Raw genomic sequence first — 13,837 nt, 5'->3', positions numbered from 1 at the left:
CGCCGGCATCCTCATCGCCGACTACTGGATCGTCCGCCGCACCTCGCTCGACCTCGCCGACCTCTACCGCCCGCACGGCCGCTACTGGTACACCGCCGGCTGGAACTGGCGCGCCCTGCTCGCCTTCTTCGTCGGCGGCCTCCTCGCCGTCGGCGGCTCCTACGGCGGCCCCTTCCCCGCCGACGGCCTGATCCCCTTCCTCAAGCCCCTCGCCGACTACGGCTGGGCGGTCGGCTTCGCCTCCGCGACGCTCCTGTACACCGCGCTCAGCATCGGTTCCCGCAGAACGGCACAATGACGGCGGGGGCGGGGCCGCGGACCACAGTAGCCCCGCCCCGGGCCGTCGGACGGCCGTGAAGGCGTCAGGCGGTCCGGGCCCGCCGTCGCCGCCCACGACCACTGGCTGCGCGACGAGGACTCCGACCCGGAGGAGCTCCTGGACCGGGCCCGCCGCCTCCTGGCGACCGGCTTCCACGACTGAACGCCGCCCGGACGGCGCCGACGCACGAGGTCACCCTGTGCGCAGACCGCGCCAGTTCGGCGACCTTGGTCGTGGCGAGCCGACCGCGTTCGATCACCGCTCCGAGGTGTGCGGGCGTCACCGCGTCCGGTGTGCCGCGGGACGACACCGGCACGGTCCGCAGGGCGTGCCGCGCGGTGTTCCCGAGCGCGCCGGTCGGGCCGGGCGGCCGCCGCTCGGGCGGCCAACATGGCCGATGCGGCGCTCCGGGGCGGTGTCGATGAAGGCCTCCGGGCACGTCTCCGCCAGTGCCCCCAGGACGTCCTCGCCGGCCGGGTCCGGATTCTCCGGGAAGGCGGACGCCACGGCGCGGACCCGGGGCATTCCACCCCGGCGCAGGACGGTGCTCCAGGACCCGTGTCCTCATGGGTGGCAATGCCGGGCCTGCCGACTGTGCACCCGGCGGTACACCGGCACACAGGCGCCGTCCGCCAGCACCTCTGTGGTGCGTTCCGACGAGATCCCGTCAGATCCGTCGGCCCGCATCTTCGAGGGAACCGTCGTCGTCCGCGACGGGTACCTTCTGCGGATCTTCGGTGCCGCGAGAGGGGAGGAGTGCAGACCCCACCGGCTTGCCTACCAGGGCGGGCCCGTGCTCAGTGGCAGCACCGTCCACATCGCGGCGGCAGCAGGCCGTCTGCGCGCACTCGCCCTGGCCGCCCGCCGGATCTGCTGTGAGCGGGAACCTCGGGTATACGACGGCCTCGCCAGTGTCGTTGCCGACCCGCTCTACGCGTCCGGCCCGGCCGGTGGCCTGCACGCCATCGACACCTGGAGCGGAACACTGTGCCGGAGCGCGCCCACCCCGGGCCGCCTCTTACATCACCGGCGCACGCGGCGACATTCACGTGCTCGCCCTCACCTGACCGGTGGAACGCGCTACCGCCCACCGGGCCCACCGGCCGTTCGAGATCGACGTGCGCAGGTCGAACGGGCCGCCTGCCAGGGGCAGTCCCACCTGCAGTGGCAGGCGGCCACCGCGCCCCGATTCTTCACCTTTGGAGGAAGCACGGCGCTGACCCGGCTGCTTCGTGACACACCGACCCCGCCCACTGGCTGATGACCGGCCCGTGGCATACGTCGGGGCAGGACCGCGGCCGGCCCGTGCCGTCCGACCGCCAGCCCGTCCCAGGCGCTTCCTCGAATCCCGGAACGCTCCTGTGGTGAACGGTTCGTGGTGGTAGGACTGACGCGACCGGACGATGCGCATCCATCACATGGGGGGACCATGGGCTGGCGTGAAGAGACCATTTCGTCGCTCGACGCCTGGCTGGCACTGGAGGGCGGTGGCGGCCGGAAACCACGCTGGCGCCGGATCGGTCGGGCTGTGCCCGGCACGGCCCCGGGAGCCTACGCGGTCGACGTGCGCGGACTGCCCATCAATGCGGACCAGATCCAGGTGGAGAACCTGCGCCTGGCCGGGTTGGACGAGGATGGCCTGGAGGCCGGCCACCCGGTCATGGACGTCTCCCAGGACGGCACGGTGCTGCGCGTGCGGGTCGCCGAGTTCGCCGATCCCACCGACCCGTGGCTATGGCTGTTGCAGCAGCCGGCGACATTCCTGATCGAGTCGCTGCGCAAGGGCATTTCGGGCGCGATGGAGGAGGGGCTGGCCGGACTCCTGGCACGAGGGGAGGCCGGTGGGCGCCCGGCGCCGGTCGGACTGCCGGCCGGTGTCCTGCTGCCCGCCCAGGACCTCGCCTACCGAGCCTGCCTCGGCAGCGGACTGTGGCTCGTGTGGGGGCCGCCCGGCACCGGCAAGACATCGGTCCTCAAGCGGGCCATCAGCGATCTCATCGCCGACGGCAAGCGGGTCCTGCTGGTGTCGGCGACCAACATCGCCGTCGACAACGCCCTGCTGGGCGTCGTCAAGGAACGCCGCCATGCGCCCGGGCAGCTCGTCCGTGTCGGCCCGCCGCACTTGCGGGACATCGCCGAGGACCCGCAGGTCTGCCTGCCCCTGATGGTCCGGGCCAAGCTTTCCACGGTTGACGACCGCCGTCAGGCCGTGGCGGCGGAGCTGGCCGCCGTCAACCGGCGTGCGGAGCAGCTCACCGCCATCGAGGCGCAACTGGCCGGATTCGACGCCGACCGCCACGCTCGGAACTCCAGCCGCCTGCGCATACCGGAACACACCGTCGACCATCTCCTCGCCGCACTCGGCCGTGCCTCCGAGCAGCGCCGTGAGGTGACTCAGGCCCGGGAGGCGGCCGTCCGCCGTAGCGCGGTGGCCGAGGCTGCCCACCACGCCGTCGCGGATCAGTGTGCGGCGTGGGAGGTGATCGACGAGCTCGCGTACGAAGCGGAGACGATCGAGGCGGCAGCCACGGCCGCCGAGGGCAAGGCCCTCGTTGCGGAGCAGGACCTGGCCGCCTCGCAGGAGCGACTGGAGGCATTAGAGGGCAAGGCCGGCCTTGCCAGGCTGAAGGCCCGCGCCGCGATCGCCACCGCCAAGGCGGACATGGAGGCCGCCGCCGAGCGCAGCCTGACCGCTTCCGATGCGGCCCGCAGCGCCCGCGCCCTCGCCGACCGCCGCCGGCTGCAGATCCATGCCGAGACGGCCCGGCTGGCCCGGGATCTCCCACTCGGCCGTGAAGAGCTCCAGAGGATCGCCGACGAGCTCGACGGTGCGCGCGACGCCATCCATTGCCTGGACACGCGGGACGACGACCTTGCCGAGTTGCTCCTGGGCCTCGACGAGCAGCTGCGGCTGTCGCGCAGCGCAGCCGCCGAGGTGGCCGAGGCTGTTCGCCGAGGCCACCCCGCCCGGCACGCAGAAGCCCAGAGCCTGCGCCCGCAGGTGGCCCTCGATGCCACCCGCCGGTCTGCCCTGCTCAAACAGCACCAGGAACTGCACGAGCAGTACGAACGCCTCGCCCGCGACGCGCAGGGCGAACTCATCCGCTCGGCGCGGCTGGTGGCCACCACACTGGCCCGTTTCAGGACCAACACGGCCGTGTTCGAAGGCGCCTACGACGTGGTCCTGATCGACGAGGTCGGCGCCGCCACCCTGCCCGAGGTCCTGCTGGCGGTGTCCAAGGCGAGGAAAACCGCCGTGCTCCTCGGCGATTTCATGCAGCTCGGGCCGGTCCTGCCCGAGGGCTTGAAGGACAACAGGCGTCCGGACGTGCGGCGCTGGCTGCTGACCGAGGTGTTCAAGCACTGCGGGATCGACACACCGCAGGCCGCGCAGCAGCACCCCGGCTGTATCGCGCTGGACGTGCAGCATCGGTTCGGCACCGACGTGATGCGGCTTGCCAACACGCTGGCATACGACGGCCTGCTGTCCGCCGGACCGTCCGCCGAGGCACGGGCGAGAGCCAGGGGAGCGGACGATGCGGAGATCGTCATCGTCGACACTGACGGGCTCGTCGACCTTGCCCAGGTCTACCGGATCGGCGCGGCGAAAGGATGGTGGCCCGCGGGCGTGCTCCTCTCCCGGGCGTTGGCCGACCTGCACCGGGCCGATGGGGATGCCGTCGGAGTGGTCACGCCCTATACGGCCCAGGCCGAGGCCACCCTGGAGGCCATGCGCGAGATCGAGGGCGAATCCGGGATGCTCGCCGAGGTCGGCACGGCACACCGCTTCCAGGGACGCGAATTCCCCATCGTGGTCTTCGACCTGGTCGAAGCCGCCCACGGCGATGGCATGTGGATGGCCAAGGCCGCCCGTCGGCCCGATGCCGGGGCATGGGTCCACAATGGCCTGCGTCTGTTCAACGTGGCCGTCACCCGCGTGCAGCACCGTCTCTACCTCGTCGGCAGCCGCAGCCGCATCGCCGCTGCCGCGCCGGACACGGCGCTGGGGGCGGTGCGCGAGCTGATCGAGGGCCGGCTCGTGCGCACGATCCCCGCCGCGGCCCTGATCGCGCCGCACGGACCCGTGACTCCCCACCTCGGTCCGGTCGGGTCGCGTCTGGCGGAGGTCCTCGGCCGGCACGTTGAGATCACCGACGTCCAGGACGAGGTCGCCTTCCGCCGGACGTTCGCCGACCACCTCGCCGCGGCACGGCAGTCCATCTGGATCTGGACCCCATGGGTCGCCGCGCGCGTGCGCACCCTGCTGCCCGCGCTCGAGGACGCAGTCCGGCGCGGCGTAAGGGTCACGGTGTTCGTTCGCGACCCCAGCGACCACAACCAGCAAAAGTTCGCCGAGTACCTGGCCGAGCTGAAAGCCGTGGTGCCCAGGGTCGTACCCGTCAACGTGATGCACCAGAAGATCGTGGTCGTCGACGACCGCCTGGTCCTCCTGGGCAGCCTCAACGCGCTGTCCCAGAACCACTCGCGCGAGGTCATGCTGACCATCCGAGGTAGCCACTTTGCCCGTAGGATCCTCCAGCACGAACACGCCGAGGACATTGCGAACCCGCCCGCATGCGGCTCGTGCAAGGGCCAAGAGGTGGACCTCAGACGAGGAAAGGGCGGCTGGTACTGGCGCTGCTACAACCTCGCCTGCCCGGCACGGAAAGGCAACCGCGGGTGGAGGATCGAAGCCCGTTTCGCAACCGACGCCACCAGTCGTCGCCACGGTGGAGGGTGACACGGAGCCCGGCGCCCCGGGGGCACGCCGTGGTGGAGGACCGAGGGGCGAGTGACAAAGCGATGGGTCTGCGGAACTGCCAGGAAGGAGCAGTCTCGGGCGCATGGAATCCGGCGCACCCGCAGCGGTCATGCGATGGTCCGCCTCATCGGTATCCAGGACATTCAGGCGAACGGCCGAGGCGCTCACGGAGCGCCAACCGCTGACGAACCAGAGTCAGGGCTCCTTCGGCCCTGGCGAACTGATGCTGGAGCGCCAGCCACAGGTCGGGAGCGTCACTGGTTCACCTCGGCCGGGTTCCGCGTCGAACGTACGGCTTTGACGAAGGGCGTGCGCACGGAGGTGAAGCGTTCCATGAGGGGGTCGCGAACGAAGCCGCCGATCATCTGCGACCAGCTGCCCGGGAGTCGGTCCGCGAGTGCGAGCACCCGGGCCGTCTCCCCGTCGGACAGACATCTGCTGTCCTGGAGGCAGAACTCCAGGAGATCTCGGTCTCTCCACCTCTCTTCCTCTTCCTTGCCGTTCCAGTCCACGAGGAATTCCCACGCAAGGTACGCCGAGCTGTGGTGAGGGTGGTCGCAGGACTCCGCGTCGAGGTAGCACCAACCGGACTCCAGAGCCTTGACGGCCGAGCGGAGCACCGCCCGGTCGAGGGCGAGCTTCTCCAGTGACCGGCAGTAGTCCAACAACGCCTTGGCACAGGGCAGGAGGTTAGGCGGGGCCAGGAGTTCAAGCGGGCCGAAGGTGGTCTCCACCGTCATGCCGGTGCTGGCGAGTTGCGTGTCACGCTGATTGTGGTCGACGTCCGGCAGCCGTTGGACCGTGGCCGCCAAGGCGTCGGCCGCGCGGAGAAAGGCGGACGACGCGTCGGCGAGTGCAGTCTGCTGCCTGGCTTCGTGCTCGCTCTGGTGTTGGACGCGTGCTGTTGTGATGGCGGCGCGGGCCTGGTCGAGCCCTGCGGTGAGCGTCGCGCTTGCCGCCCGGTCGCCGGCGCGCCTGGCCCACAGAGCGGTGAGGAAGCTGATGGGGAGTGCGAGGAAGGCGGGGACGGCGGTGCCGAGGTCTGCCAGGTTCACGAGCCGATCCTGCCCCATGGGAGGAGTCGCGTCGGGTCTTCGGCCGGGGCTGCGGCGAAGTGATCGGCAAGGATCAATTCCCGCCCGCTCGCTGTTCGGGGCGGTCACCGCGCTGCTCGCTCACCAGTCGGCGACGATCCGTACGACCGTGGCATCCGATGATTCCGCGCTCTCCCAACCCCATAGGAAGTAGAAGTCCCGCACCTGGTTGGCAGGATGGTGGTTTCGCAGAGCGCATACCAGGAGCTCCGAGTCCTCAGGAATGGTCGGCCACTTGGCCGGGGGTTGAACAGAGCCGAACGGGAGGAACGGATTGCGCACCACCACGCCGACCGCCCACAGGTCGCCCGGGACACGGCCTTGTTCGGTCACCAGTCCCACGACCTCCAACGGCCACTTGGTCGGCCTGTCGTGACCTCGCCGGATGGATCGCTCGGCCAGAGGCCGGAAGAATCCGCGCAATGGGGTGCCGAACTGCTGGAACAGTTGGTGCAGCGGGCCAGTGTCCAACGGCACGCCCGGGAGTTGCATCGACAAGTTCGCCCGAAGGGTGCGCCGGTACTCGTCACACCCGAGATCCGCAGTGATGGTGTACCAGCCGCCTTCGAATGCGTCGAAGATGGTGATGCTCTCGGTACCGCTGTCCTCCCCGCCGTACTGCAGCCGGTTCTGCCAGCCGGTCAAAGTCTCTGCGAAGCTGCTCGCACCGATGCCGTGCCAGACACGGCCCATCTTCTGAATCGTCCAATGGGAGCACCTACTGATCCAGCCCGTGGCGTTGAGGCGGTGCAGCGCGTCCAGCAACTCGTCCCCGCTTCGGGAAGCTAGCGGCACGTCGAGGGAGACCCCCGCTCCGGAAGCTGTGTACGCCCAGTCGATGTCGGGAAGCTCGACAGCGAAAACCACCGGCGAGATGAGCCCTTTGCTGCTGACCGCGCCGACGGAAGTGCCGTCGAGTCGAGCGAGAGCCCGGGTCGAGTCGGGCAACACCGGGGAGGCCGGACGCTTGGTCGCCGGCCTGTTCTGCTGGTCCTCGCCTCGGTGCACACGGCCGAAGACCTCCAGCTCCCGGACCTTGAACGCCAGCAACCTGTCCAGTTCAAGCGGGTCTCGCAGTGCCAGGAGGAGGTCCTGCCGGTCGAGAGCCACGACGAGGCCCTTCTCCCGCTTGGCGACGGCCCTGTCCGCGAACTCCTGGTTGATCCCGCTGACGGACACCAGTACGCCGATGACCCGTTGCCCGACCTCTTCCAACCGGAGCCGGATCTCATCGGCCACCGGTGATCCCGACCGGTCGCCGGTCCACTTCGCTTCCACGAGGTACGTGGCGTCCCGGGTCGACACAATCAAGTCGGTCTGCCGGGGCCCGGTTCCCGGAGGATCCAGCTCCACTCGGAAGTGCGCCCGCTGGAAGAGGCGTTCCAACAGCGGTTCCAGCTTCTTCCCACGTCTCTGGGCATCGGCGTCGGCTTCGACCTGCCGGAACTCCTCCTCGAGGTCGCTCCACGCACCCGGGGGCAGCGCGGCTTCCAGGCCGGCGATGCCGTCACCCTCGCGTGGCGGAGTGTCGAGGTCTGCGGCATCGGGCAAGCGGGTCCTCCACGGAACAGGCACTACGGGGCGGATACGCCGAGGAGCCGTACTGCGGCCCGGCCGGGCATTCGCCTGACAGCCCCGCGGCCCGGCCCGGGGCGTGGTGAAGCCGTCGGCGCAGTGATGCTAGCCCTCCAGCACCCGGCCCGTCCCCGGCTTGACGAAACGGCTGACGGCATCCGCGCCGGTCCTGCCCTTCTCGTCGGCCACCCCCAATTGCTTTGCGTCCTTGCGCTGTGTGCCACGCAAGAGGAAGCCCGAACATCAACGCATAGCCCCGGACTGACGGAGGCGCGGCCGTCACGACGGCCTGGTCGAGGACACCTCAATGGTGGGTGCGGACCTGCTGGACCTCTGCTCTCGGTTACCGGGCGGACGCACTATGCTTCCGCCAGCCTTCACGATTTTCGCACCATCTGATCGGCCCGAACGGAGTCACCAGCATGGCCCACCGCCGCTCCGGACAGCACAGCGCCGCCGACCCTTTGAGGCCGCTACTGGAGTCCTGGCAGAAGTCTCTGATCGATCTGGGCTTTCGCAATCGGCTGGTGCACTACCGGCGCAGCAGCAAGCAGGCGGGTGCGGACATCACCGCTCCGGGGCTGGCGCAGGTGTTGGAGGCGCTGCCCAAGGGCTGCCTGTTCGCCCCGGTGCCGGATAACACCTCCGCTGCCGTCCAGCCGCAGCCTGGCCTGCCCGCGTACCCCGGCGATGCGGTCGCAACCCTGACCGGCAGCCGCCCCATCGACACCCCCGCCTCCCGGACGGGCGCCGGCAGCACCAGGATCGCCCTGCACACCACCAAGGCAACCCAGGCCGAACAGGACAGGCATCTCAAGCGCCTGGCCACCGTCGCGCAGGAGAAGTACAACGACTACGGCCTGTGGGTGCTGTACCTCGGCGTGGGCTTCCTCCAGTGGCGTCCGGCTGCCGATGCCGATCCCGTCGCCTCGCCCCTGCTGCTGGTGCCGGTGCGGCTGCGCAGATGGAAGGGCGACTCCTTCCTCCTGGAGCTCAACGGGGACGAGGAGCTGAGCTTCAACCCGGCGCTGGCCGTCAAGATGGAGGAGATGGGCATCGAGTGGCCCGCCCCGGAGCAGATCGAGCCCACCGACGCCCCGGCCTTGCTGGAGCAGGTCCGGCGGGCCGTCTCGGCCCGTACCGGCTGGCAGGTCAGCGAGCGCATCGTGCTGGACGCCTTCAACTCCAGCAAGGAGGTGATGTATCGGGACCTGCGGGACAACATGCAGCGGATCCTGGGCAGCCCGCTGGTGCGCACCCTGGGCCTGGGCGCCGACGCGGCCGGCACTGCGGACTCCCTCGGCTTCGACCCGATACCGCTGGACCAGATCGACCAGAAGCAGCCGCCGGAGAACGCCCCGCTCGTGCTGGACGCCGACTCCTCCCAGCGCCAGTGCGTCGCCGCTGCGCTGGACGGTCGTAGCTTCGTGATGGACGGCCCGCCCGGCACCGGTAAGAGCCAGACCATCACCAACATGATCGCAGGCTTGTTGGAGAAAGGCCGCAGCGTCCTGTTCGTCAGCGAGAAGGCGGCCGCACTGGACGTGGTGCGCAACCGCCTCGAACAGGTCGGCCTGGACGACTACGTCCTCGCCCTGCACAGCAACACCGCCAACCGCAAGCTGGTCGCCCAGGAGCTCGGCCGAGCCCTCAACGCATCTCGCCGCTCCTTCCCAGCGGCGCGCCGCGACGAGCTCCTCACCGCCAAGGAACTGCGCCGGGAGCTCTCCGGCTACGCCGCGGCGATGAACGAGCACCACGAGGGGATGAACCGCCCCCTGCACGATGTCCTGGGCCGTGTCTCGCTGCTGCATACCCTGCAGCAGCTCGCCCCGGAACCGGAGTTCGACGCGGCCGGCCTCACCGAGGAACGCCTGCGCAGCATTCTCGACGGCGCACGCTGGGTGTCCCGTTCCTGGCGCCCCGCCCTGGAGGGCGAGGCGTTCGCCTGGCGCGGACTCGGCGAGACCGGCGGCGAACTGGACGCACTGGCGAGGGCCCTGGAGGACCTTGCAGTCCTGCGCGGTGCCTTGGCACCGCACGCCCCACTGATGGAGGCCATGGGATGGGACGGCCTGTACGACGCCGAGTGCCTCATCGAGGCGCTGCGGCTGGGTGCCGAAAGACCCGTCGTCCCCCTGCCCTGGCTGGAGACCGATCCGCCCCGGATCGCTGACGGCATCCGGACGTTCGAGCGGCGGCTGGACACGGTCGAGGCTGCCGAACGGGCGGCGCACGGGCTGCTCGGACCGCACTGGGCCGAGCTGGCCGACTCCTCCGCCCCGATCTCTCCCGAGCCCGGGCCGCAGGAGCAGGCACTGGCCACGCTCGTCCCGTCCGGGCTGGATCTGTCCGGCGCCACCGCCGAGCAGGCCACTGCACTCGCCGACCGGCTCGCGACCGACGCGCAGAGCCTGGAGCGGGCACTGCAGCTGCTGGCCAACGCCGCCCGCGTGTACGGCGTCCCCGCGCCGGAGACCTGCGCGCAGGGCCTGCGGCTGGTCCGCCTGACCGAGCTGTCCCTGCCGGAGCAGGACGAGAAGCCCCCCGCACGGTGGCTCACCCCCGCGGGCGCGGCCCAGGCCCGTACCGCCCTGTACCGACTGTCCGACGCGGTGGCCGACCTGCGCGCGGCCCGCGACAAGGCCCGCCGGAACTTCACCGAACGGGTCCTTGAGGAGGCCGCACTGGCGGACGTGACCCAGCGCTTCGCCACCGTGCACCGCTCGCTCACGGCACGGATGTCCTCCTCGTACCGGGCCGACCGCCGCACCGTGCGGGCCCTGCTGCCCGAGGGTGCCAAGTGCACCAAGATGGTCCTCGCGGCACTGCCGGACGCAGTCGCCTGGCAGCAGGCACAGCAACGACTGGAGCAGGAGGGCCGCCGCGAGGGCGAGCTCCTCGGCCACTTCTGGCAGGGCGAGGAGACCGACTTCGCCGCGGCGGAAAAGGCACTTGGGCGCGCCGAGCGGGCCGCCGAACTGGCCCCGCAGCTTCTGGATCCCGAGGCGCTCCGCGCCCAGCTCGCGTACGGCGGGGATCCCCGCCCGGCGGCCCGCGAGGCAGCCGAGAGCGCCGGAGAACTGCTCACCGCGTGGCGCGATTCGCTGGTGCTCCCGCCGCTCCTGGGCACCCCCTGCGACCTGGAGGACGGTACCCTGGCGGACGCCGCCCGCTGGAGCAGTGCCCACGTGGCGCCACTGAGGGAAGCCGCACGGCTGCTCGAGTACGTCGGCGGTGTCTCCGGGCGCGATAGCCGGACCCTGGCCGAGGCGCGCGCCGCGATCGTGGCGGCCCGGGCTGCCCGCGCCGCCGACGATGAGTTCGCCGCCCACGCCGCACAGGACCGCGACTTCCTCGGTGTGCTGTACGCCGGCCGCGTCACCGCGCGTGCCGCGCTGGAGCAGGCCGCGGCCTGGCTGCAGCGGCTGCGGGAAAGCTGCATGCTCGAGGAAGGGGTGTTTCCCGCCGAGGCGGCCCGGATACTCCATCAGGCAGGTCCGGACAGCACGTTGGAAGAGGCGAAGCGGTTCTGGGACCGCTCCTGCGCCCGGCTGACCGGGATGTTCGACGAGCAGCGGGGGCACGTGCTGCGTGCCGTCCTGTCCGTGACGGCGTCGGCCGAGCAACTGCTGGCCCTGCTGGACGGCGACCGCGGGGGCCCGGACGAATGGGCGTCCTACCAGCGGGGCCAGCGGGCGCTGGAGGAGGCGGGCCTGGGCGACCTGACCGCCCGTGCCGTCCGGGCCGGCGTTACGCCGGAGGACTTCCCGCAGGTGGTGGAGAAGTCGGTGCTGCACTCCTGGGCCGACCGCGTCATCCAGAACGACCCCCGCCTGGTGTGGAACCGGGCCAAGGACCGGGACGACAAGGTCGCCGCTTTCCGCGACGTTGACCGGGCCCTGGCCGAGCACGCCCGGATCCGGGTGGCGCGCACCTGCGACATGAACCGCCCAGATGTGCTCAGCAGCCGCGGCACCAAGCTGATCCAGCACGAGGGCAAGAAGAAGATGCGGCACACGCCGGTGCACGTGCTCCTTCGGGATGCCGGTGAGGCGGCGCTGCGCATCAAGCCCTGCTTCATGATGAGCCCCCTGACGGTCAGCCGGTTCCTGCCGCCGGACCTCACCTTCGACGTGGTGATCTTCGACGAGGCGTCCCAGGTCCTGCCGCAGGACGCGATCAACTGCATCTACCGGGCCAAGGCCCTGATCGTGGCCGGCGACGAGAACCAGCTGCCGCCCACCGCGTTCTTCACCGCCGGTGAGGACGAGGAGGACGACCCGTACGCCGAGGAGGAGGTGCCCCGCTACGAGTCGCTGCTCGCTCTGGCCAAGGGCAACGGGATGCTCAAGGAGCTCTCGCTGCGCTGGCACTATCGCAGCCGCCACGAGCACCTGATCGCTTTCAGCAACAAGCAGTTCTACCGGGGCGCGATGACCACCTTCCCCGGTGCGTTCTCCGAGGGGCCCGACGTGGGCGTGGCCTTCTTCAGGGCCGGGCAGGGCGTCTACCGCTCCGGAGCGGCGGCACGCAACAACCCCGGTGAGGCCGTCGAGGTCGCCCGGCGCGTCATCCACCACTTCCGCACCCGCCCCAACCGCTCTCTGGGCGTCGTGGCGCTCTCCCAGGCCCAGGCCGAGGTGATCCGGGAGGCGGTCGATCAGGAGCGCCGGCGGTACCCCGACCTGGACGCCTGCTTCTCCGACGACCGTCTGGACGGCTTCTTCATCAAGAACCTCGAAGCCGTGCAGGGCGACGAGCGCGACGTGATCATCATGTCGGTCGGCTACGGCCCGGACGAGAACGGCAAGATCAACCAGAACTTCGGGCCGATCAACCGCAAGGACGGCTGGCGGCGGCTCAACGTCGCCGTCACCCGCGCCCGCTACCGGGTCGAGGTGGTGGCCTCCTTCGAGCCCGAGAACCTCCGGCCGTCCGAGAGCGCGAGCTTTGAGCACTTCGCCCGCTACCTCAAGTACGCCAAGTCCGGGCCCGTTGTGCTCGCCCAGGATGCCGAGGACGGCGACGCCGAGCCCGAGAGCCCCTTCGAGGAGTCGGTGCTGGAGGTGCTGCGCGGCTGGGGCTACACCGTCCAGCCGCAGGTGGGCGTCGCCGGCTACCGCATCGACCTGGGGGTGCGCGACCCGCAGCGCCCCGGCCGCTACGCCCTGGGCATCGAGTGCGACGGCGCCATGTACCACTCCTCCAAGGCCGCTCGCGACCGCGACCGGCTCCGCGAGTCCATGCTCACCGGCCTCGGCTGGACGCTGCACCGGATCTGGGGCACCGACTGGTACCGCAACCGGGTGGAGGCCGAGGCCCGGCTGAGAACCGCCGTCGAGCGGGCCGCCGCCCGGAGCGTGAGCGTCGCCCCGCAGCGGAGCGCCCCGCCGGTCGCCGCTGCGCCGGAGGCCGGCCGGGCGTCGGCAGCACCGCTCGCCCTGCCGGCCGTGCCCACGCCCCGGCAGCCCTCGCCCAGTGGCAAGGTACCGGTCGTGGCTGCTCTGTCGGAGTCGGCGGAACAGCGGATCCGCCACGAACTGGAGCAGCTGCGAGCGGAGTTGGAGCAGCAGTCCGGCGTGGTTGGGCGCGACTCGCGTCCGAGGGCCCGTACCGACCAGCAGCGCAGGCAGCGCGGGCGCACCGAGCAGCTGGAGGAGCGCGCGGCCCTGCTCAAGGCCTACCTGACCGGCGACCGCAGGGCCGCGGCGGACGCCGTGTGCCCCGGCCGCCTGGTCAGCGTGGACTTCGGCGGTGAAGAGCAGGAGTACGAGATCACCTCCCAGGAGCCGCACTCGGCGGACGTGGAGAAGCTCAGCCCCTTCACCCCGCTCGGGCAGGCCCTGTCCGGCCGGACGGCCGGCAGCCGAGTCGAGTACGAGCACGACGGGCGCCGCATGGCCGTGCGGCTGTTGGCGGTGCGCGACTGACGGCGCCGTGGCGCGCGTGGGCGGGTAGCCTCCCGGCTCGGGAGGCCACCCGCTGGCCCGCAGGTGACTGTTCGCTCTTTCATGCTGCCGAGGCAGTGCGCCGAGAGATTCCCCGGCCCTCAGCCGGTTGGGCTTTCGTCACTGCGGCCGCGGC

At 70.9% G+C, this 13,837-nt stretch carries 5 protein-coding genes and 1 pseudogene; 4 read left to right on the top strand and 2 right to left on the bottom strand.

All coding sequences use genetic code 11. The features are described 5' to 3' along the window. The 3 genes and pseudogenes from AB0M03_RS21395 to AB0M03_RS21385 form a co-directional block, all read left to right on the top strand. Positions 1 to 298: cytosine permease (locus AB0M03_RS21395; protein WP_363493190.1), on the top strand; the 298-nt coding region annotated here is incomplete at its 5' end. 87 nt (positions 299 to 385) lie between these two features. Beyond that, positions 386 to 481: pseudogene (locus AB0M03_RS21390) on the top strand (hypothetical protein); the annotation flags it as partial. Between the two features lie 1,267 nt (positions 482 to 1,748). Continuing rightward, positions 1,749 to 5,060, top strand: a complete 3,312-nt coding sequence (locus tag AB0M03_RS21385; protein WP_363493188.1) for an AAA domain-containing protein — start codon at positions 1,749 to 1,751, stop codon at positions 5,058 to 5,060. 275 nt (positions 5,061 to 5,335) lie between these two features. On the opposite strand, the gene AB0M03_RS21380 is transcribed toward AB0M03_RS21385, so the two are convergent. Continuing rightward, complete coding sequence (locus AB0M03_RS21380) at positions 5,336 to 6,136, bottom strand: hypothetical protein (protein ID WP_363493186.1); 801 nt, start codon at positions 6,134 to 6,136, stop codon at positions 5,336 to 5,338. A gap of 120 nt (positions 6,137 to 6,256) precedes the next feature. Then, the gene (locus AB0M03_RS21375; RefSeq protein WP_363493184.1) at positions 6,257 to 7,726 is read right to left on the bottom strand and encodes a hypothetical protein; all 1,470 of its coding nucleotides are present in this window, start codon (positions 7,724 to 7,726) and stop codon (positions 6,257 to 6,259) included. Positions 7,727 to 8,172: 446 nt separating this feature from the next. On the opposite strand from AB0M03_RS21375, the gene AB0M03_RS21370 reads away from it, so the two are divergent. Further along, complete coding sequence (locus tag AB0M03_RS21370) at positions 8,173 to 13,683, top strand: DUF4011 domain-containing protein (RefSeq protein WP_363493183.1); 5,511 nt, start codon at positions 8,173 to 8,175, stop codon at positions 13,681 to 13,683. Positions 13,684 to 13,837 lie beyond the last annotated feature (154 nt).

Source organism: Kitasatospora sp. NPDC051914 (assembly GCF_040680995.1).
In the GTDB taxonomy this organism is placed as follows: domain Bacteria; phylum Actinomycetota; class Actinomycetes; order Streptomycetales; family Streptomycetaceae; genus Kitasatospora.
The sequence above is the reverse complement of the archived record's forward strand: the minus strand, read 5'-3'. Positions and strand labels throughout refer to the sequence as shown.